Origin of the sequence: Pseudoxanthomonas sp. SGT-18, assembly GCF_003931645.1 — a bacterium.
Lineage (GTDB): Bacteria > Pseudomonadota > Gammaproteobacteria > Xanthomonadales > Xanthomonadaceae > Pseudoxanthomonas.
On sequence record NZ_RRYJ01000002.1, the window covers coordinates 127,173 to 147,366 of the forward strand.

Annotated in this window: 19 protein-coding genes and 1 pseudogene; 17 read left to right on the plus strand and 3 right to left on the minus strand. The window is 72.4% G+C overall.

The annotated features are described in order from the left end of the window. Window positions 1-14: 14 nt before the first annotated feature. The 6 genes from EIM47_RS03655 to EIM47_RS03680 all read left to right on the plus strand — a co-directional run bounded on the left by EIM47_RS03655 (window position 15) and on the right by EIM47_RS03680 (window position 5,697). A complete protein-coding gene (locus tag EIM47_RS03655; protein ID WP_125076167.1) occupies window positions 15-1,370 on the plus strand; it encodes an aminodeoxychorismate synthase component I in 1,356 nt (451 codons plus the stop codon). A 70-nt stretch (window positions 1,371-1,440) separates the two neighbouring features. Further along, window positions 1,441-2,505, plus strand: a complete 1,065-nt coding sequence (mltG, locus tag EIM47_RS03660) for an endolytic transglycosylase MltG (protein WP_028914799.1) — start codon at window positions 1,441-1,443, stop codon at window positions 2,503-2,505. Then, entirely contained in the window at window positions 2,502-3,173 is a 672-nt protein-coding gene (tmk, locus tag EIM47_RS03665) for a dTMP kinase (RefSeq protein WP_028914798.1), read from the plus strand. The genes mltG and tmk overlap by 4 nt, the downstream gene beginning before the upstream one ends. Next, on the plus strand, window positions 3,170-4,195 hold the full coding sequence (locus EIM47_RS03670) for a DNA polymerase III subunit delta' (protein ID WP_028914797.1): 1,026 nt from the start codon (window positions 3,170-3,172) through the stop codon (window positions 4,193-4,195). The genes tmk and EIM47_RS03670 overlap by 4 nt, the downstream gene beginning before the upstream one ends. Window positions 4,196-4,222: 27 nt before the next feature. Continuing rightward, entirely contained in the window at window positions 4,223-4,576 is a 354-nt protein-coding gene (locus tag EIM47_RS03675; protein ID WP_019397631.1) for a PilZ domain-containing protein, read from the plus strand. Window positions 4,577-4,665: 89 nt separating this feature from the next. Then, window positions 4,666-5,697: a DUF4380 domain-containing protein gene (locus EIM47_RS03680; protein WP_084220800.1), complete on the plus strand. Its 1,032-nt coding sequence runs from the start codon at window positions 4,666-4,668 to the stop codon at window positions 5,695-5,697. Window positions 5,698-5,814: 117 nt separating this feature from the next. Here EIM47_RS03680 and EIM47_RS03685 read toward each other — a convergent pair whose 3' ends face one another. Further along, the gene (locus EIM47_RS03685; protein ID WP_026010295.1) at window positions 5,815-7,890 is read right to left on the minus strand and encodes a 3-hydroxyacyl-CoA dehydrogenase NAD-binding domain-containing protein; all 2,076 of its coding nucleotides are present in this window, start codon (window positions 7,888-7,890) and stop codon (window positions 5,815-5,817) included. A 269-nt stretch (window positions 7,891-8,159) separates the two neighbouring features. On the opposite strand from EIM47_RS03685, the gene rpoE reads away from it, so the two are divergent. From rpoE to EIM47_RS03740, 11 genes are all read left to right on the plus strand, one after another. Continuing rightward, window positions 8,160-8,789 carry an RNA polymerase sigma factor RpoE gene (gene rpoE, locus EIM47_RS03690; protein ID WP_026010294.1) on the plus strand — a complete coding sequence of 210 codons (630 nt, stop codon included), beginning with the start codon at window positions 8,160-8,162 and terminating at the stop codon, window positions 8,787-8,789. Beyond that, the gene (locus EIM47_RS03695; protein ID WP_125076168.1) at window positions 8,786-9,739 is read left to right on the plus strand and encodes an RseA family anti-sigma factor; all 954 of its coding nucleotides are present in this window, start codon (window positions 8,786-8,788) and stop codon (window positions 9,737-9,739) included. Before rpoE ends, EIM47_RS03695 begins: the two co-directional genes overlap by 4 nt. 105 nt (window positions 9,740-9,844) lie before the next feature. Next, on the plus strand, window positions 9,845-11,356 hold the full coding sequence (locus EIM47_RS03700) for a DegQ family serine endoprotease (RefSeq protein ID WP_125076169.1): 1,512 nt from the start codon (window positions 9,845-9,847) through the stop codon (window positions 11,354-11,356). 152 nt (window positions 11,357-11,508) lie between these two features. Beyond that, window positions 11,509-13,302 carry a translation elongation factor 4 gene (gene lepA, locus EIM47_RS03705; RefSeq protein ID WP_019399688.1) on the plus strand — a complete coding sequence of 598 codons (1,794 nt, stop codon included), beginning with the start codon at window positions 11,509-11,511 and terminating at the stop codon, window positions 13,300-13,302. A 58-nt stretch (window positions 13,303-13,360) separates the two neighbouring features. After that, window positions 13,361-14,161, plus strand: a complete 801-nt coding sequence (lepB, locus tag EIM47_RS03710; RefSeq protein ID WP_019399687.1) for a signal peptidase I — start codon at window positions 13,361-13,363, stop codon at window positions 14,159-14,161. Between the two features lie 29 nt (window positions 14,162-14,190). Further along, on the plus strand, window positions 14,191-14,574 hold the full coding sequence (locus EIM47_RS03715; RefSeq protein WP_019399686.1) for a DUF4845 domain-containing protein: 384 nt from the start codon (window positions 14,191-14,193) through the stop codon (window positions 14,572-14,574). Then, the gene (gene rnc / locus EIM47_RS03720) at window positions 14,561-15,253 is read left to right on the plus strand and encodes a ribonuclease III (protein WP_019399685.1); all 693 of its coding nucleotides are present in this window, start codon (window positions 14,561-14,563) and stop codon (window positions 15,251-15,253) included. The genes EIM47_RS03715 and rnc overlap by 14 nt, the downstream gene beginning before the upstream one ends. A 12-nt stretch (window positions 15,254-15,265) precedes the next feature. After that, the gene (gene era, locus EIM47_RS03725; RefSeq protein WP_019399684.1) at window positions 15,266-16,189 is read left to right on the plus strand and encodes a GTPase Era; all 924 of its coding nucleotides are present in this window, start codon (window positions 15,266-15,268) and stop codon (window positions 16,187-16,189) included. A 26-nt stretch (window positions 16,190-16,215) separates the two neighbouring features. Next, a complete protein-coding gene (recO, locus tag EIM47_RS03730) occupies window positions 16,216-16,950 on the plus strand; it encodes a DNA repair protein RecO (protein ID WP_125076171.1) in 735 nt (244 codons plus the stop codon). 32 nt (window positions 16,951-16,982) lie between these two features. Beyond that, a complete protein-coding gene (locus EIM47_RS03735) occupies window positions 16,983-17,594 on the plus strand; it encodes a GNAT family N-acetyltransferase (RefSeq protein ID WP_125076172.1) in 612 nt (203 codons plus the stop codon). Further along, window positions 17,591-18,496, plus strand: coding sequence for a carbon-nitrogen hydrolase family protein (locus EIM47_RS03740; RefSeq protein WP_125076173.1), 906 nt, complete (start codon window positions 17,591-17,593; stop codon window positions 18,494-18,496). The genes EIM47_RS03735 and EIM47_RS03740 overlap by 4 nt, the downstream gene beginning before the upstream one ends. Here EIM47_RS03740 and EIM47_RS03745 read toward each other — a convergent pair. Then, a pseudogene (locus tag EIM47_RS03745) lies at window positions 18,493-18,962 on the minus strand (phosphatase PAP2 family protein). The gene EIM47_RS03740 and the pseudogene EIM47_RS03745 overlap by 4 nt on opposite strands. 88 nt (window positions 18,963-19,050) lie before the next feature. Then, window positions 19,051-20,193, minus strand: coding sequence for a glycosyltransferase family 1 protein (locus EIM47_RS03750; RefSeq protein ID WP_125076174.1), 1,143 nt, complete (start codon window positions 20,191-20,193; stop codon window positions 19,051-19,053). Window position 20,194 lies beyond the last annotated feature (1 nt).

Genomic DNA, 20,194 nt, shown 5'->3' on the forward strand with positions numbered 1-20,194 from the left:
GGGCCGCCCATCCCATGCTCCAGCCCTTCGCGCTTCCGGCGTCGGTCGACCTGCTGGCCCTGCACCGGCAGGCGCCGTCGCGCTATCCGCTGCTGCTCGAGTCCGTCGCCTCCGGCACCGCCCAGGGGCGCTGGGACCTGCTGCTGGTGGCCGACGGCCGCGGCCTGCGCCTGGATGCCGACGGCACCACCCGCGATCTCGACGGTGCGGAGCACGCCGGTACCTTCCTGCAGGCGCTCGATGCCTGGTGGCGGCGCGAGCATGCCGGCATCGCCGATCCGCGCTGGCCGTTCGCAGGCGGCTGGGCCCTGCTGCTGGACTACGAACTGGCCGCCCAGGTCGAACCGGTGTTGCAGCTGCCGCAGCGCCAGGACGGGCGCCCGCCGGCGCTGGCCCTGCGCTGTCCGGCCGCGGTGCTGCGCGACCGCGCCAGCGGGCAGTGCGTGGCCATCGCCGAGCCGGGGCAGGGGCACCTGCTCGGGGTGCTGCGCGCCGACCTGGAGGCCAGCGCCGCGCTGCCGCCGCTGCCGGCGTGGCAGCCGCCGGCGGAAATCGGCGAGGACGAACCGCAGCGCTTCCTCGACGGCGTGGCGCGCGTGCTCGACTACCTGCGCGCCGGCGACGTGTTCCAGGTCAACCTCTCGCGCGGCTGGCAGGCGCGCTTCGACGCGCCGCTGGATCCGGCCGCGCTGTACGCACGCCTGCGCCAGGCCAACCCGGCGCCGTTCGCCGGCCTGTTCGCCGGAGAGGGCTGGGCGGTGGCCAGCTCCTCGCCGGAGCGGCTGGTGGCGGTGCACGGGCGCACGGTGCAGACCCGGCCGATCGCCGGCACCCGCCCGCGCTTTCCTGGCGACGACGATGCCGCGCGCATCCGCGAGCTGGTCGGCCATCCCAAGGAGCGCGCCGAGCACGTGATGCTGATCGACCTGGAGCGCAACGACCTCGGTCGCGTGTGCACGCCCGGCAGCGTCGAGGTCGACGAACTGATGACGGTGGAGAGCTACGCCCACGTCCACCACATCGTCAGCAACGTGCGCGGCCAGCTGCGCCCCGGCGCCACCCCGGGCGAGGTGATCGCCGCGGTGTTCCCCGGCGGCACCATCACCGGCTGCCCCAAGGTGCGCTGCATGCAGATCATCGCCGAGCTGGAGCAGGTACCGCGCGGTGCCTATACCGGCGCCTTCGGCTGGCTGGGCCGCAACGGCGACATGGACCTCAACATCCTGATCCGCAGCGCGGAAGTGCGGGGCGACACCGCCAGCTTCCGCACCGGCGCGGGCATCGTGGTCGACTCGGTTCCCGGCCGCGAGCTGGACGAGACCCGGGCCAAGGCGCGCGGCCTGCTGCGCGCGCTGGTGCCGGAGGCGTGAACCGCGCGGGGGCGGCGGGCGGCACGTGCGGCGCGGTATCCTGAGCGACCTTCCTGGGAACGAGGTGGCCGTGGCCGGCGGATGTAGGCGTGCAATCGGGATTTCGCTGGGCGTGCTGTTGGCCGTGCTGCTGCTGGCCGGCGGCGTGGCGGCTTGGGGCTGGAACCACTACCAGCGCTTCGCCGACGCTCCGGCCTGGACCGGCGAACCGGCCAGCGTGCGCATCGAGCGCGGCGACGGCCTGCGCACGGTGCTGGCGCGCCTGCGCCAGGCCGGCGTGGTGGCCGGGCACGACCTGGAGTGGCGCCTGCTGGCCCGGGAACTGGACGCCGCCGGCCGGCTGAAGGTCGGCGAGTACGCGCTGGAGCCGGGCATCACCCCGCGCGAGCTGCTGCGGCGGATGCGCGATGGCCGCGTCATCCACTACCGCGTCACCATCGTCGAGGGCTGGAACTTCCGCCAGCTGCGCGCCGCGCTGGCCGCGGCCGAGCCGCTGCTGCACGAGGCCACCGACCTGGACGACGCCGCGCTGATGGCGGCGCTGGGCCATCCCGGCCAGCACCCGGAAGGGCGTTTCCTGCCGGAGACCTACCTGTACCAGCGCGGCGACAGCGACCTGGACATCCTGCGCCGTGCCTACGCGGCGATGGAGCAGGCCCTGGCCGAGGCCTGGGCGAACCGCGCGCCGGACACGCCGCTGCGTTCGCCGGAGGAGGCCCTGATCCTGGCCTCGATCGTGGAGAAGGAAACCGGCCAGGCGCACGAGCGCCCGCAGATCGCCGGCGTGTTCTCGCGCCGGCTGCAGAAGGGCATGCTGCTGCAGACCGACCCGACCGTGATCTACGGCATGGGCAGCGCCTACGACGGCAACATCCGCAAGCGCGACCTGGCCACCGACACCCCGTACAACACCTATACCCGCCCGGGCCTGCCGCCGACCCCGATCGCCATGCCCGGCCGCGCCGCGCTCCACGCGGCGGTGAACCCGGCGCCCGGCGACGCGCTGTACTTCGTCTCGCGCAACGACGGCTCGCACGTGTTCTCGGCCACCTACGCCGAGCACAACCGCGCGGTGGATTGCTACCAGCGCCGGCGCAACTGCCCGCCGCGCGCCGAAGCGGAGCCGCAGCAGTGAGCCAGGCATTGCCCATGCATCCGCGCCTGGTCAGCCTCGAGGGCGGCGAGGGCGCCGGCAAGAGCACCGCGCTGGCGGCGGTGCGCGACCTGCTGCTGTCGCGCGGCCACGAGGTGGTGCTGACCCGCGAGCCGGGCGGCACGCCGCTGGCCGAGCGCATCCGCGAGCTGCTGCTGGCGCGCTCGGCGCCCGGCCAGGACGTGGCCGAGCCGCTGCACCCGCAGACCGAGCTGCTGCTGATGTTCGCCGCCCGTGCCCAGCACGTGGCCGAGGTGGTGCGTCCGGCACTGGAGCGCGGTGCGTTCGTGGTCAGCGACCGCTTCACCGATTCCAGCTACGCCTACCAGGGCGCCGGCCGCGGCCTGGACCCGGCCTGGATCGGCGACCTGGAACGGCGCACCGTCGGCCTGCGCCCCGGCCTGACCCTGCTGCTGGACCTGGACGTGCGCGAGGGCCGCGCCCGCACCAGCGGCCGCGACCTGTGGCCGGACCGGATCGAGAGCGAGCAGGACGAATTCTTCGAGCGCGTGCGCCGCGGCTTCCGCCAGCGCGCAGGGGCCGAGCCGGAGCGCTTCGCCCTGATCGACGCGGCGCAGCCGCCGCAGGCGGTGGGCCGCGACGTCGCCGCGGCGGTGGCGGCGTGGCTGGACCGGCGGGAGGGCGCATGAGCCCGGACGGTTTCGCGCCCTGGCAGCAGCGCCTGTACGAGCAGGCGGCCGCGGCGGTGGACGCCGGGCGCCTGGGGCACGCACTGCTGCTGTGTGGCCCGGCCGGGCTGGGCAAGCGCGCGGTGATCGAGGCGCTGGCGCAGTACGTGCTGTGCGAGGCGCGCGCCGGCGGCCGGGCCTGCGGCCGCTGCCGCAGCTGCGAGCTGTTCGCCACCCGTACCCAGCGCGATCCGGTGGAAACCCGCCCGGACGGTTCCCTGGCCCAGCCCGACGGCCACAGCGCGCACCCGGACCTGATCTTCGTCGGCTACGAGTGGCGGCTGAAGCCGTCGCCGCCGCGCATGCGCACCGAGATCGTGATCGAGCAGATGCGCCAGCTGTCCGAGCGGCTGGAGGTCTCGGCCACGTTCAGTTCGCGGGTGGCGGTGGTCGAGCCGGCCGACGCGGTCAACTACAGCGCCTGGAACGCGATCCTCAAGACCCTCGAGGAGCCGCTGCCGGGGCGCTACCTGTGGCTGGTCACGGCCAGTCCGGCGCGCCTGCCGGCCACCATCCGCAGCCGCTGCCAGCGCCTGGAGATGCGCCTGCCGCCGCGTGCCGAGGCGCTGGCCTGGCTGCAGGCGCGCGGCCACGCCCAGGCGGCCGCGGGCGAGGCGCTGGACGCCGCGCGCGGCCACCCGGGGCTGGCGGCCAGCTGGCTGGAAGGCGATGGCCTGGCCCTGCGCAAGGAAGTCGCGGCCGACCTGGCCGCGATCGGCGGCGGCCGCGCCGATCCGCTGGAGGTGGCGCAGCGCTGGGGCGCGGACGAGCGTGGCGAGGAACGCCTGCGCCACGCCGCCGAACACGCGGTGGGCGAGGCCGCTTCCGGCTTGACCGATCCAGCCCGATTGCACAAGCTGGCGGAGTGGTTCGACCGCGCCAACCGTGCCCGCGAACTGCTGCGCAGCACGGTGCGGGCGGACCTGGTGATGGCGGACCTGCTGCTCGGCTGGCGCGACCTGGCACGCAGCACGAAGACCTAGCCGGCGCGAGTAAAGGGGAATGATCCAATGAGTGCTGCAAGCGGACGCCAGGGCATCCTGTCGCTGGCGGTCAAGGACAAGGCCGGCCTGTACGGGGCGTACATGCCCTACGTGCGCAACGGCGGCATCTTCGTGCCCACGCCCAAGCGCTACTTCCTCGGCGACGAGGTGTTCCTGCTGCTGACCCTGCCCGATTCCAGCGAGCGCCTGCCGATCGCCGGCAAGGTGGTCTGGGTCACGCCGGCCGGCGCCCAGGGCAACCGCGTCGCCGGCATCGGCGTGCAGTTCCCGGAAGGCACCGACGGGGAGGCGGTCAAGAACCGGATCGAGACCCTGCTCGCCGGCACCCTCAACGGCGACAAGCCCACCCACACCATGTGACCTGCCCGGCGGGGGCGTCCCCCGCTGCATGCGGACGCGGGCAGGCCGGACAACCCCAGGGGGTACATATGCCCGAAACCCGACTCCACGTGCGCAAGTCCCTCCTGGCCGCGCTGCTGGGCGCGGCCTCGCTGGCCGCGGTCGCGGCCGAGCCGCCGGTGCCGTTGCGCATGCGCCTGCAGGGCCCCGCGCTGCAGATGGACGTATCGCCGCGGCTGGGCGGGCGCATCCTGCACCTGTCGCTGCCCGGCGCGCCCAACCTGCTGCTGGAGGGCCCGGCGGTGCAGGCCGAGCCGGACCCGCAGGTGCGCGCCGACGGCGACAACATCCCCTACCTGGGCCACGAGGTCTGGGTCGGGCCGCAGTCGGAGTGGTGGACGCACCAGGCCCTCAACCCGGCGCGGCGCAAGGCCGGCGCGATCTGGCCGCCGGATCCGTGGCTGGCGCATGCCCCGGCGAAGGTGCTGGAGCAGGGCGATGCCCGCCTGGTGGTGGAGGGCGCGGCCAGCCCGGTCAGCGGCGTGCAGCTGACCCAGTCGTTCAACCTCGCCCACGACCGCGCCGAGCTGGTGGTGGACATGCGCAACATCCGCAAGGAACCGGTGGCGCGCGACATCTGGTTCAACTCGCGGGTGCCGCCGCAGACGCGGGTGTACGTGCCGGTGGCCGCCGATGGCAGCGGCGTGCGCGTGCGCTCGGATACCGACGGCGGCTACGACGCCTTGGTGAGCCGCAGCGACGACGGCCTGTTCTCGCTGGAGCTGCTGCCGCCGGGCGAGGGCCTGCTGGGCCGCCGCGGCAAGGTGTTCATCCAGCCGCAGGCCGGCTGGATCGCCGGCTTCAACGCCGGGCAGGCCTTCGTGATCCATTTCGAGAAACAGCCGCTGGAACGGATCCACCCCGAGCAGGGCCAGGTCGAGCTGTACCTGGACTGGCGCCCGGACCCGGCCTATCCGAGCCTGATGGAGCTGGAGGTGCACGCGCCCTACGTGGCCCTGGAGCCGGGGCAATCCACCAGCGCGCGGCAGTGGTGGATCGTGCGCCGTTACGACGGGCCGGACCGCCGCGACGCCCAGGTCGCGTTCCTGCGGCGGATGCTGGACGAAGCCGGGATCGAATAGGCCGCCCGGAGCGGTGCCGGGCATGGAAACGGGACGGGGCGGCCATGGGCCGCCCGGTCCTGTCTTCCAGGGGCCGGCCACGCCGGTGCGCGGGCGCCGGCGCGGCAGGGCCGCCGCTTATGCCGGCGGCTGGCGCAGCAGCGGGCTGTCCCAGCCCGGGCGCGGGGCGAAGCGCTCGCCGTGGCGTGCCTGCAGGGCCTTGAGCTTCTCCAGCAGGACGTCGGCGCCGGTGGCGCGGATGTGCTGGATCGGGCCGCCGCGGAACGGCGCGAAGCCGGTGCCGAAGATCACGCCGGCATCCAGCAGGTCGGCATCGTCGACCACGCCGTCGTGCAGGCAGGCCACCGCCTCGTTGAGTAGCGGCAGGACCAGGCGGTCTTCCAGGTCGTCCGGGGCCTTGTAGCCCTGCGGCACTTCCGGCTTGACCGGCTTGCTGCCCTTCTCGGTCTTCTCCCACTTGTACAGGCCCTGGCCGTCCTTCTTGCCGCGCTTGCCCGGCTCGACCGTGGACAGCGCCTCCGGCAGCGACAGGCCGAGGAACGGCGACAGCTCGGCGCCCACGCCCTGGGCCACGTCCAGGCCGACGGTGTCGATCAGCTCGATCGGGCCCATCGGCATGCCGAACTTCACCGCGGCCTTGTCGATCACCGCGCCGGGGATGCCCTCGGCATAGGCGTGCGCGGCCTCGAGCATGTACGGGAACAGCACGCGGTTGACCAGGAAGCCCGGGGTGCCGGCCACCGGCACCGGGAACTTGTCCAGCGCCTTGCAGAACGCCGCCAGGCGCTGCTCGGTGGCCGGATCCAGCGCGGCATGGCGGACGATCTCGACCAGCGGCATCTGCGCCACCGGGTTGAAGTAGTGCAGGCCGGCGAACTGCGCCGGGCGCGCGATGTGGCCGCGCAGCTCGTCCAGCGGGATCGAGGAGGTGTTGGTCACCAGCAGCGCGTCCGGCTTCATCCGCGGCTCCAGCGACTGGTACAGCTCGCGCTTGGCGTCGGGGTTCTCGATGATCGCCTCGATCACCAGGTCGGCCTTCGCCACGCCGTCGCCGGCCAGGTCGCCCTGCAGGCGCGCGGCGACCTCGGCGCGCCTGGCCGCGTCCTTGACCCGCTTGCCGAACAGCTCCTGCGCGCGGGACAGGGCACCGTCGATGAAGCGCTGCTCGCGGTCCTGCAGGGTGACGCTGAAGCCCTTGTAGGCCGCCCAGGCGGCGATGTCGCCACCCATCACGCCGGCGCCGACCACGTGCACGTGGGCGATGCCATGCTCCTTGCCGCCCAGGCCCTTGAGCCGCTCGCTGAGGAAGAAGATCCGGATCAGGTTGCGCGCGGTCGGGCTGGCGGCCAGCTTGACCACGGCCTTGCGTTCGGCGTCCAGGCGGGCCTGGATGCCGGCGCCGCCGCTGCGCTCCCAGGTGCTGATCAGGGCGTAAGGGGCCGGGTAGTGCTCCTTGCGCGCCTTGCGCGCGACCTGCTTGGCCATCTGCGGGGCCAGGATCTTGCGCGCCAGCCAGGTATTGGTGGCCCAGCCCTTGAAGCGCTGGCCGAACGGACGCTCCAGGCCCTTGAGCGCCAGCGCGGCGGCCACGTCCTCCAGCACCGCCGGCTCGGCCAGCTTGTCGACCAGGCCGATGTTGCGCGCGGCCTTGGCGGCCAGGCGGCGGCCGGTGAGCATCATGTCCATCGCCGCCGGGGCGCCGACCAGGCGCGGCAGGCGGGCGCTGCCGCCCCAGCCCGGGAAGATGCCCAGCTGGGTTTCCGGCAGGCCGATGCGGGTGGACGGATCATTGCTGGCCACGCGGTAGTCGCAGGCCAGCGCCAGTTCGGTGCCGCCGCCCATGCAGAAGCCGTGGATCGCGGCCACGGTCGGGCAGGGCAGTTCGGCGATCTTCTGGAACACGGCCTGGCCGCGGCGGATCGCGTCGTTGACCGTGCCCTTGCGGTCGAATTCCTGGAACTCCTTCAGGTCGGCGCCGGCGATGAAGCCGTTGGCCTTGCCCGAACGGAACACCACGCCCCTGGGCGGGTCGATCGCCAGGCGCTCGACGATGTCGCCCAGTTCGATCAGGACGTCCTGCGAGAGCGCGTTGACCGCCGCGTCGGCCCGGTCCAGCGCCAGTACCACGACTCCGTCGTCGCGCCTGGCGGCTTGCCAGTGGCTGAATCGGAGTCCGTCGAGGCCTGGGAGCATGGGTGCACCATCCGGTTGTGTATGGAAGGGGCGGCTATCATCCCGAGGTTGTTTCCGCCGCGTCAAATCCCATAACAGGAGAAGGCGCGCGCGGCCGGCGGGCGGCCTGCGCGACGGTAAGCGGCGGGCGGTTAAGTTCCTGCATGGGCGGACGGCAGCACGTCACAATGTGGAGATCCGGAAGCGGTCCGCGCCAGGCCGCTGAACTTTTCCCGGCAACGGCGGTCACAGGGCACGGCTCGGCCGCGCCGACAGGAGTACGGCCCGGCATGGCCGAAGGAACGCAAAAGGATTCACCCCAGGACCTGGACCTCGAACTGGTCCGTCGCGTGCAGCGTGGCGAGACGGCCGCGTTCGACCTGCTGGTGCGCAAGTACCAGCACCGGATCGTCGCCCTGATCGGCCGCTACGTGCCGGACTGGAGCGAGTGCCAGGACGTCGCCCAGGACACCTTCGTCCGCGCCTTCCGCGCGATCGGGAACTTCCGCGGCGACGCCCAGTTCTATACGTGGCTGCACCGGATCGCAGTGAACACCGCCAAGAACCACCTGGTCGCCCACAACCGGCGCCCGCCGACGGACGACATCGACGCCAGCGACGCCGAGCAGTACGACGTCGGCACCCGCCTGCGCGACACCGACACCCCCGAGCGCGAGGCCATGCGCGAGGAGCTGGAGCGCACGGTGATGAAGGCGGTGGACGCGCTGCCGGAGGAACTGCGGACCGCCATCACCCTGCGCGAGGTGGACGGCCTGAGCTACGAGGAGATCGCGCAGAAGATGGGTTGCCCGATCGGCACGGTCCGCTCGCGCATCTTCCGTGCCCGGGAAGCGATCGATGCCGAACTTCGGCCGCTGCTCGAGGTCCAAAGCGCTACCCGCGAACGAAACAGAACATGAGCCAGGACATCCGCCCCCGCAACGACGCCCCCGGCGTCGACCGGCTTGAACTCCACTATCGCCAGCAGCTTTCAGCGCTGGTCGACGGCGCGCTGGCCCCGGACGAGGCCCGCTTCCTGCTGCGCCGGCTGGAGCACGACCGCGAACTGGCCGACAGCTACGAACGCTGGCAGCTGTACGGGCAGGTGATGCGCGGCCGGCTCGGGCGCATGGCTGCCCCCGGCTTCGCCGAGGCGGTGGCCCTGGCCGTGCGCGAGGACGCGGCGGCGGTGGCCGCCACCGGCACCCGCGGCGGCGCGCGCCACGGCTGGATGCGCTGGGGCGGCGGCGCCGCGACGCTGGCGGCCTCGGTCGCGGTGGTGGCCCTGTTCATGGGCCAGGCCCGCGATCCGGGCGCGCTGCCGGCGGCGTCCGCGCCGACCGTGGCCAGCACGCCGGAACTGCCGGCAGCGCCGGTAGTCGCCGAGGCGGCCCCGGCCGCCCGGGATGCCACTCCGGAGGATGCGCCGGCGACCCACCTGGCCGCCGCCGAGCCGGCGGCCGTGGCCGTGGTCGCCGCCGCGGCCGCGGCCGCCTCGCGCCGTCCGGCGCGGGTGCAGCCGGTGGTGCGCGAGCCGCTGCCGCTGGCCGAGCCGGCGCGCGAGGTCCTGGCCCCGGCGGACGCCATGACCGTGGTGGCCGCGGAACTGCCGGCCGCGCCGTTCGCCGGACAGGCTGCGAACGAGGATCCCTTTGCCTCCGCGGTGGCGCCGCATGCGCGGCCGTGGCCGCGGGCGGTGCTGCCGCAGCCGGCGACCGGCGCCTTCACCGCCAGCTTCGGCAACGCGGGGGCACAATCGGCCGGTCGCGCCTTCTATCCGTTCGAGCCGGCCCTGCCGGCGCCCGCGGGCGGGGACGCCAGGCCGGATCTGGCCGAGCCGCCGGCCGCAAGCGAAGACGCGCCGCGCTGAGCGGCTTCCCGGGCCTTCCTGCCGTGACCGCGGGCTGCCCCTTGCCGGGGCGGCGCCGGCGGGGCGTGCCGGCCCATTCCCAATGCAAGCGATGAGGTCCATTACATGACTGCACGTGTGCGCAACCCCCTGCTGGCCGCGCTGGCGCTGAGCATCCCGCTGGTCGCGTGCGCCCGGGAGCCGTCGCCGGCCCCGGCCGCGCCGGCCGCCGTCGCTGCCACCGCCGCCCCGGCCGCACCCGCCGCGCCGCTGGTGACGGGCCTGCCGGATTTCACCCGGCTGGTGGAGCAGGTGACCCCGGGCGTGGTCAACATCGAGGCGCGGATCGGCGCGCGCACCGCCGCCCGCGGCATGCCGGACGACGAGGAGATCCCGGAGATCTTCCGCCGCTTCTTCGGCCCCGGCTTCGGCATGCCTTCTCCGAACGCCGCCCCGGGCCGCTCGGTCGGCTCCGGCTTCCTGATCGGCGACGGCTACATCCTCACCAACCACCACGTGGTCGACGGCGCCGAATCGATCACCGTGCGCCTGTCCGACCGCCGCGAGTTCCAGGCCAAGCTGGTCGGCAGCGACGAGGGCTACGACGTGGCCCTGCTCAAGCTGGAGGGCAAGGAGGCCGCGGGCCTGCCGGCCCTGCGCCTGGGCGATTCCTCCTCGCTGCGCCCGGGCCAGTGGGTGGTGGCGATCGGCTCGCCGCTGGGCCTGGAGCAGTCGGTCACCGCCGGCATCGTCAGCGCGCTGGGCCGCAGCGGCGGCCGCGGTCAGCAGTACGTGCCGTTCATCCAGACCGACGTGGCGATCAACCGCGGCAACTCCGGCGGCCCGCTGCTCAACACCTCCGGCGAGGTGGTGGGCATCAACTCGCAGATCCTCAGCAATTCCGGCGGCTACATGGGCGTGAGCTTCGCCATCCCGATCGACCTGGCGATGAACGCGGCCGAGCAGATCAAGAAGACCGGCAAGGTCAGCCGCGGCATGCTGGGCGTGGTGGTGCAGGAGATCGATTCGGCCCGGGCCAAGGCGCTGGGCCTGTCCAGCAGCGCCGGCGCGCTGGTCAACAGCGTCGAGCCGGGCAGCGCCGCGGAGAAGGGCGGAGTGGAGATCGGCGACGTGATCACCGCGGTCAACGGCCACCCGGTCAACAGCAGCGCCGACCTGCCGCCGATCATCGGCATGCTCCCGCCGGGCTCGAAGGCGCGGCTGGAGATCGTGCGCGACGGCCGCAAGCGCGAGCTGAACGTGACCCTGGGCGAGCTGACCAGCGACGCCCAGCGGCCGGGCCTGCGCGACGGTTCCGGCAGCAGCTCCGGCGCGGCGGTGTCGCCGGCGGCCCGGATCGGCCTGCGCGTGGCCGACCTGGACGCCGCCACCCGCCGCCAGCTGGGCCTGGGCAACAACGAGGGCGTGCGCATCACCGGCGTGCTGAGCCCGGAGGCGCGCGAGGCCGGATTGTCGCCCGGCATGGTGATCCTGCGGGTGGGCCGCACCCCGGTGGGCAGCGTGGCCGCGCTGGAGCGCGAGCTGAAGTCGGCCTCGGCCGGCGACGCGGTGATGCTGCTGGTGCGCACTCCGGCCGGCGCCACCAGCTTCGTCGCCCTCACCGTGCAGGAAGACTGATCCGGCGCGGCGCCCGGCCCGTGCGGCCGGGCGCCGGCGCATGCCCGCGGGCGCGGGGCGGCGGGGACATCCGTGGATGCCCCCGCGGCGTGCGATAATCCGCCGCTACCCGACGACGGCCGAGACCGCCGCCCCTCATGTCTGCAGATTCCATGCGGTTCATCCGCAACTTCTCCATCATTGCCCACGTCGACCACGGCAAGTCGACCCTCGCCGACCGCATCATCCAGCTGTGCGGCGGCCTGGAAGCGCGCGAGATGGAAGCCCAGGTGCTCGATTCCAACCCGATCGAGCGCGAGCGCGGCATCACCATCAAGGCGCAGTCCGTGTCCCTGCCGTACAAGGCCAAGGACGGGAACACCTACTACCTGAACTTCATCGATACCCCGGGCCACGTCGACTTCTCCTACGAAGTCAGCCGCTCGCTGGCCGCCTGCGAAGGCGCGCTGCTGGTGGTCGACGCCGCCCAGGGCGTGGAGGCGCAGTCGGTGGCCAACTGCTACACCGCGGTGGAGCAGGGCCTGGAGGTGGTGCCGGTCCTCAACAAGATCGACCTGCCGACCGCCGACATCGAGCGCGCCAAGGCCGAGATCGAGGCGGTGATCGGCATCGATGCCTCCGAGGCGGTCGCGGTCAGCGCCAAGACCGGCCTGAACGTGGACCAGGTGCTGGAGGCCATCGTCCACCGCATCCCGCCGCCGAAGCCGCGCGACACCGACAAGCTGCAGGCGCTGATCATCGACTCCTGGTTCGACAACTACCTGGGCGTGGTCTCGCTGGTGCGGGTGATGCAGGGCGAGATCCGGCCCAGGAGCAAGATCCTGGTGATGTCCACCGGCCGTACCCACGAGGTGGACAAGGTCGGCGTGTTCACCCCCAAGCGCAAGGAACTGCCGGTGCTCAAGGCCGGCGAGGTGGGCTGGATCACCGCCTCGATCAAGGACGTACACGGCGCCCCGGTGGGCGACACCCTGACCCTGGCGGCCGACCCGGCCCCGGCGCCGCTGCCGGGCTTCCAGGAGATGCAGCCGCGCGTGTTCGCCGGCCTGTTCCCGGTCAACGCCGAGGACTACCCGGACCTGCGCGAGGCGCTGGAGAAGCTGCGCCTGAACGACGCCGCGCTGCGCTTCGAGCCGGAGAGCTCGGAGGCGATGGGCTTCGGCTTCCGCTGCGGCTTCCTCGGCATGCTGCACATGGAGATCGTGCAGGAGCGCCTGGAGCGCGAGTACGACCTGGACCTGATCACCACCGCGCCGACCGTGGTGTACGAGGTGCTGAAGACCGACGGCACGGTGGTGCCGCTGGACAACCCGGCCAAGCTGCCACAGGCCAACCTGATCCAGGAGGTCCGCGAGCCGATCATCCGCGCCAACATCCTCACCCCCGAGGAGTACATCGGCAACGTCATCAAGCTGTGCGAGGAAAAGCGCGGCGTGCAGATCGGCATCACCTACATGGCCAGCCAGGTGCAGATCAGCTACGAACTGCCGATGGCCGAGGTGGTGCTGGACTTCTTCGACAAGCTCAAGTCGGTCAGCCGCGGCTACGCTTCGCTGGACTACCACTTCCTGCGCTTCGACGCCGGTCCGTTCGTGCGCGTGGACACCCTGATCAACGGCGACCGGGTGGATGCGCTGTCGATCATCGTCCACCGCACCCACGCCGACCGCCGTGGCCGCGAGCTGTGCGAGAAGATGAAGGACCTGATCCCGCGCCAGCAGTTCGACGTGGCGATCCAGGCCGCGATCGGCTCGCAGATCATCGCCCGCACCACGGTCAAGGCGCTGCGCAAGAACGTGCTGGCCAAGTGCTACGGCGGCGACATCACCCGCAAGAAGAAGCTGCTGGAGAAGCAGAAGGAAGGCAAGAAGCGCATGAAGCAGGTCGGCCGCGTGGAGATCCCGCAGGAGGCCTTCCTGGCCGTGCTGCAGGTGGACAGCAAGTGATGCCCCGAGCGCCGCTCCCGCGCGCCGCGGTCCCGGTTTCCCTCGCCAAGGAACGAGCATGAAATGGTTTGAGATCGGCCTGGTGGTCCTGACCTTCGCCACCGGCCTGGTGTGGCTGCTGGACCGCCTGTTCTTCGCCCGGCGCCGCGCCGCCCGCGCCGGCCTGCTGGACGAGGAGCCGGCGGTGGTGGACTACTCGCGCGCGTTCTTCCCGGTGCTGGCCGCGGTGCTGGTCCTGCGCAGCTTCGTCGCCGAGCCGTACAAGATCCCGTCCAGCTCGATGATGCCGAACCTGCTGATCGGCGATTTCATCCTGGTCAACAAGTTCTCCTACGGCCTGCGCCTGCCGGTGACCAACCGCAAGTTCGTGCCGCTGGGCGAGCCGGAACGCGGCGACGTGGTGGTGTTCAAGCCGCCGCACGACCCGGACCAGAACTGGATCAAGCGCGTGGTCGGCCTGCCGGGCGACCGCATCGCCTTCCACGGCGACACCCTGTACATCAACGGCGAGGCGGTGCGCTACACCCCGATCGGCCAGTACGTGGGCAAGGGCCGCGGCGCGGAGATGGACGGCGCGACCCTGCTGACCGAGCACCTGCCCGGGCGCGACCACCGCGTGCTGGAGTGGATCGACCGCGCCGCGCCCGCTGGCCAGGGCGAGTGGACCGTGCCGGAAGGCCACTATTTCGTGATGGGCGACAATCGTGATAATAGCGAGGACAGCCGGTTCTGGACCCAGACGTCGTTCCTGCCGGAGGAGAACCTCCGCGGCAAGGCGTTCCTGATCTGGCTGAACTGCGAGGGCTGGTTCTGCACGGGGAGTTTCGATCCGGGACGGATCGGGACGAGGATCAAGTAAGGCGCAAGGCGCCGGTTGGGGGAATGGCAATGAAGCGCAAGCAAGGCGGTCTGAGCCTGGTCGGGTTCCTGATGGTGCTGGCGGTGCTGGGGTTCGCCGCCTACGTCGGCATGAAGCTGTTCCCGATGTACCAGGAGTACTATGCGGTGCGGTCGGCGATGAAGGGCCTGTCCAACGAGCCGGGCGTGGCCGACATGAGCCCGCAGCGGATCCAGGAGCTGTTCTTCCGCCGCCTGTACATCAACTATTCCGAGAACGTGAAGCCGCAGAACGTGAAGTTCGAGCGCGCCAACGGCGGCTGGGTGATGCGCGTCACCTACGAGGTGCGCCGGCCCCTGATCTACAACCTGGACGTGGTGGGCAACTTTGATACCCGCCAGGCCCTTACGCGGCGCGGTAGTGGCGAGGAATGACCGCAAGCTGGTGCGCGACCGGATCGGCCATGCGTTCGCCGATCCGTCGCTGCTGCAGCAGGCGCTGACCCACCGCAGCGCCGGTTCGCCGCACAACGAGCGGCTGGAATTCCTCGGCGACGCGGTGGTCAACCTGATCGCCGCCGAGGCCCTGTACCAGCGCTGGCCCAAGGCCGACGAGGGCGTGCTGACCCGGGCCCGCGCCGAGCTGGTGCGCGAAGCCTCGCTGGCGGTGATCGCCCGCCAGCTGGAGCTGGGCGAGCGCCTGACCCTGGGGCCGGGCGAGCTGAAGTCCGGCGGCTTCCGCCGCGATTCGATCCTGGCCGACGCGGTCGAGGCCGTGGTCGCCGCGATCTACCTGGACGCCGGCTACGAGGCCTGCCGCGCGGTCGTGCTGCCCTGGTTCGAACAGGCGCTGGCGGCGCTGCCGGTCGGCAAGCCGGAAAAGGACGCCAAGACCCGCCTGCAGGAATGGCTGCAGGCGCGGCAGAAGCCGCTGCCGGCCTACGAGCTGGTCTCCGAAAGCGGCGAGGAACACGCCAAGGTGTTCCTCGCCCGGTGTACCCTGAGCGAGCCTCCGGCCAGCGCCGAAGGGCAGGGCACCTCGCGGCGCCTGGCCGAACAGGCCGCGGCCGCGGCGGTGCTGGAACGGCTGGAGCCCCCGCTCCGGCAGCCATAGACGGTCCGACAAGTGAATCCCGGAAACAACGAAGCCCCCCACCGCTGCGGCAGCGTCGCCGTCGTCGGCCGCCCGAACGTCGGCAAGTCCACCCTGGTCAACGCCCTGGTCGGGGCCAAGGTCAGCATCGTCTCCAACCGCCCGCAGACCACGCGCCACCGCCTGCTGGGCATCGCCACGGTGCCGGGCGGGCAGATGCTGCTGGTCGACACCCCCGGGCTGCACCGCGAGCAGGGCCGGTTCAAGGCCTCGGCGATGAGCCGGGTGATGAACCGCACCGCGCGCGGCGCGGTGGAGGACGTGGACGCGGCGGTGCTGGTGGTCGAGGCCGGGCGCTGGGACGAGGAGGACACGCTGGCGTTCAACGTGCTCCACGACGCCGGCGTGCCGGTGGTGCTGGTGGTCAACAAGGTCGACCGGCTCAAGGACAAGACCACCCTGCTGCCGTTCCTGGCCGAGGTGGCGAAGGACCGGGATTTCGCGGCCGTGCATCCGATCTCCGCGCTCAAGCGCAAGGGCCTGGACGACCTGGTCGCCGACATCCTGGCGCAGCTGCCGGAGGCACCGCCGGTTTACGACGAGGACGAGATCACCGACCGCAGCCAGCGCTTCCTGGCCGGCGAACTGGTGCGCGAGCAGCTGATGCGCCAGCTCGGCGACGAGCTGCCGTACGCCACCACCGTGGAGATCGAGCGCTTCGCCGAGGATGGCGCGCTGCTGCGCATCGGCGCGGTGATCTGGGTCGAGCGCGAGGGCCAGAAGCCGATCGTGATTGGCAAGGGCGGCGCGCGCCTGCGCGAGATCGGCAGCAAGGCGCGGCAGCAGATGGAGCGGCTGTTCGGGCGCAAGGTGTTCCTGGAGACCTGGGTGCGCGTGCGCGAGGGCTGGTCCGACGACGAGGCCGCGCTGAAGGCCTTCGGCTACGGCCAGGAGTAAGCCGCGCATGGCCGGCGGGGACTGACATGCGCATCGAGGGCGACAGCGCCTTCGTCCTGCATGCCCGCCCGTGGCGCGAGACCAGCCTGCTGGTCGAGGTCCTCAGCGCCACCCACGGCCGCCTGGGGCTGGTCGCGCGCGGGGTGAACTCGCCGAAGCGGCAGGTGCTGCGCGCCGCGCTGCAGCCGCTGCAGCACATCCGCTACGACGCGGTGCTGGCCGGCGAACTGGCCCAGCTGCGCGGCGCCGAGGCCGTGGACGCCGCGCCGCGGCTGGGCGGGCAGGTGCAGCTGGCCGCGTTCTACCTCAACGAGCTGGTGCTTCGCCTGGCGCCGCGCCAGGATCCGCTGCCGGAACTGTTCGGGGCCTACGCCCGCACCCGCGCCGCGCTGGCCGACGCCGGCTCCCTGGCCTGGACCCTGCGCCGCTTCGAGCGCGACCTGCTCGGCGCCCTCGGCGTGGGTTTCGAGCTGGACGTGGACGGCGACGGCCAGCCGCTGGACCCGGCCGCGCGCTACCGGCTCGATCCGGAACACGGCCCGCGAAGGTTGCTCAGCGACCGCGGCCACGGCGAGCGCAACGCCGCCGCCACCGGCGCCGCGCTGCTGGCGCTGGCCGCCGACGTGCAGCCGGGTCCGGAGGACCTGGCAAGCCTGCGCCTGCCGCTGCGCGCGGTGCTCGCCCACCACCTCGGGCCGCGCCCGCTCGCATCGTGGGAAATGGCCGCGCAGCTGCAGCGCCTGGGGCGCGGCGCCGACTGAAGGCGCCGCGCGCAGGCGCGTAGAATCCGCGCATGCCATCCAAGCCCCGGATCCGCACCGTCCACGGTGCCGACATCGAACCCTGGCTCGACGAGGTCGCCCGCCTGCGGGTGGCCGTATTCCGCGACTGGCCGTACCTGTACGAAGGCGACAGTTCCAGCGACTACGAGCGCCAGTACCTGCAACCCTACGTCGCCTCGCGCGAAAGCGTGCTGGTGCTGGCCCTGGACGAGGGCCGCGTGGTGGGCGCCTCCACCGGCCTGCCGCTGCTGGACGACGCCGAGGCGTTCGCCGCGCCGCTGCAGCACGCCGGCCTGCCGGCCGAAGAGGTGTTCTACTTCGGCGAGTCGGTGCTGCTGCCCGCCTACCGTGGACTGGGCGTGGGCCATGCCTTCTTCGACGAACGCGAGGCCCATGCACGCAGGCTTGGCCGCTTCCGCTTCACCGCGTTCTGCGCGGTGGACCGCGATCCGGATGATCCGCGCCGCCCGCCCGGGTACCGGCCCAACGATGCGTTCTGGCACGGCCGCGGCTATGCGCGCCTGCCGGGACTGGCCGTCCGCCTGGCGTGGGAGGAGATCGGCAGGGGCGAAATCGAACATGCGCTGACCTTCTGGTCGCGCGACTGGAAGGAGAAACCATGAAAGTTGCCGCCTGCCGCTACGAAGTCGGCAAGCCCGCGGATTTCGAGGCGTTTGCCGCGCGCCAGCGCGCTTTGCTGGAACAGGCCGCGGCGCAGGGCGTGCGCGTCGCGGTGCTGCCGGAATACCTGTCGCTGGAGCTGGCGGCCATCCACGGGCCGCAGGTCTACGCCGACCTGCACGCCTCGCTGCAGGCGATCCAGCAGCATCGCCAGGCCTGGCTGGCGCTGTTTTCCGGCCTCGCCCGAGAGCTGGGCATGTACATCGTCGCCGGCAGCTTCCTGCTGGACATCGGCGCCGGCCGCCATCGCAACCGCGCCGACCTGTTCGCGCCCGATGGCGGCCACCAGTGGCAGGATAAGCTGCAGCTGACCGGCTTCGAGAAGCGGACCGGGGTGATCGTGCCCGGCGAGGCGCTGAAGGTGGTGGATGTGGCCGGCGTGCGCGCGGGCATCAGCATCTGCTACGACAGCGAGTTCCCGCTGCCGGTGCGCGCCCAGTACGAGGCCGGCGCGCGCCTGCTGCTGGTGCCCAGCTGCACCGACACCGCCGCCGGAGCCACCCGGGTGCGCGTGGGCTGCCTGGCGCGCGCGCTGGAGAACCGCTTCTTCGTCGCCCAGGCCGTCACCGCCGGCGACGCGCCCTGGAGCCCGGCGCTGGATACGAACACCGGCGACGCGGCGATCTACGCGCCGATGGACGTGGGCTTCCCGGCCGACGGCATCCTGGCCAGCGCCGGTGCCGGCCAGGAATGGGCGATCGCCGAGCTCGACTTCGCGCGGCTGGAAGACACGCGCCTCACCGCCCAGGTCGCCAACGACCGCGACTGGCCGGCGCAGCTCGCACCGGCAATCGTGCGCGCGCGGGTGGAAGGCTTCGATGCGCTGCCTGGCGCGTCCGGCTAGGCAACGCCCGCCAGCCAGAGCGAACCGCCGCCCAGCGCAAGGCCCATGGCGATGGCGGCCAGGACGTCGCTGGGATAATGCAGCCCCAGCACCACCCGCGAGGCCGCGACCGAGGCGCTGAACGGCAGCAGCAGCGGCGCCAGCACCGGATAATGGGCCAGGGCCACCACGCTGAAGGCCACGGCGTGCAGGGTGTGCCCGGAGGGGAAGCTGAACTCGTCCAGCGGCGCGACCCATGCGCGGATGGCAGGTCGGCGGCAAACGGGCGCGGTCGCCTGGTCCATCGCTTGAGGCCACGGTACAACGCCAGCGAGGCCAGGCCCACGGCAGCCATGTGCAGGGCCGTCAGGCGGCCGCCCTCGCCGCCCAGCACCGCCAGTGAGGCGATCAGCGCGTACCAGGCGAAGCCGTCGCCCAGGCGGCTGACGCAGGCGAAATAGCCGCGCACCGACCTGCGCATGCACATGCGGTTGGCCAGCAGGCACCAGCGCTGCTCGCGTGCATGCAGGCGTGCACCGGGGCCGGCGCGCGCCGGCAGCTCGGCGGGGAGCGGATCAGGCGGCGAGAGGTGCATCGAGGGCTCCACGGCGGGCCAGCGTCGCCAGTAGGGCATCGAAGTCGGCCGCGACCTGTTCCGGGCGCAGCCCCAGCACCGCGGTGCGCGCCGCCACGCCCATCTCGCGGCGCAGGGTGGCATCGCCCGCCAGGGCGACGGCGGCGGCGATGAAGCCGGCGTCGTCATGCGCCAGCAGCCCGTGTACGCCGGTATGCAGGTGTTCGCGGGCGGCGCCGGTGTCGAAGGCCACGGTCGGCACGCCGCTGGCCATCGCTTCGAGGACGACGTTGCCGAAGGTCTCGCTGAGGCTGGGGAACAGGAACAGGTCGCCGCTGGCGAAGTGCCGCGCCAATGCCTCCCCGCGCTGCATCCCGCAGAACACGAAGTCGGGATTCCCGCGCGCCAGCGCCTCGCGCAGGGGGCCGTCGCCGATCCACACGAAGCGCGCATCCGCGCGCTGCCGCTGCAGGGCGCGGAACGCCCGGACTGCCAGGTCCAGGTTCTTCTCCGCTGCGATCCGCCCCACGTACACCACCACCGGCGTGGCGGCATCGGCGCCCCAGTCGCGGCGCAGGTGCGTGTCGCGACGGAACAGCGTGAACTGCGTGGTGTCCACCGCCCGCGCCAGCCGCACCACGCGCGAGAAACCCTGCGTGCGCAGCGCCTGCTCCAGCTCCATGGTCGGCACCAGGGTGGCGTCGGCGCGATTGTGGAAACGGCGCATCAGGCGCAATGCCCCCGGCTGCAGCCAGGCCAGGCCGTAGTCGCGCATGTAGTGGTCGAAGCGGGTATGGAAGCCACTGGCGACCGGAATGCCGAGGCGCCTGGCGGTGCGGAGTGCCGACCACCCCAGCGGGCCTTCGGTGGCGATGTACACCGTGTCCGGTCGCGTGCGGCGCCACTGCCGGTGCAGCGCGCCGGATGCGGGCAGTCCGATGCGCAGGCCGGGGTAATGCGGCAGCGCCGCGCCGGGGAGGAGCAGGGTTTCCAGGCCTTCGTCCGGGCCAGCACCGGGCTGGCGCGGACGGGCGACCTCGACCGCATGGCCGCGCCCGCGCAAGCCAAAGGCCAGTGACTGCACGGTCAGTGCGACCCCGTTGACCTCGGGTGGCCAGGTTTCGGTGACGAGGGCGTAGCGCATG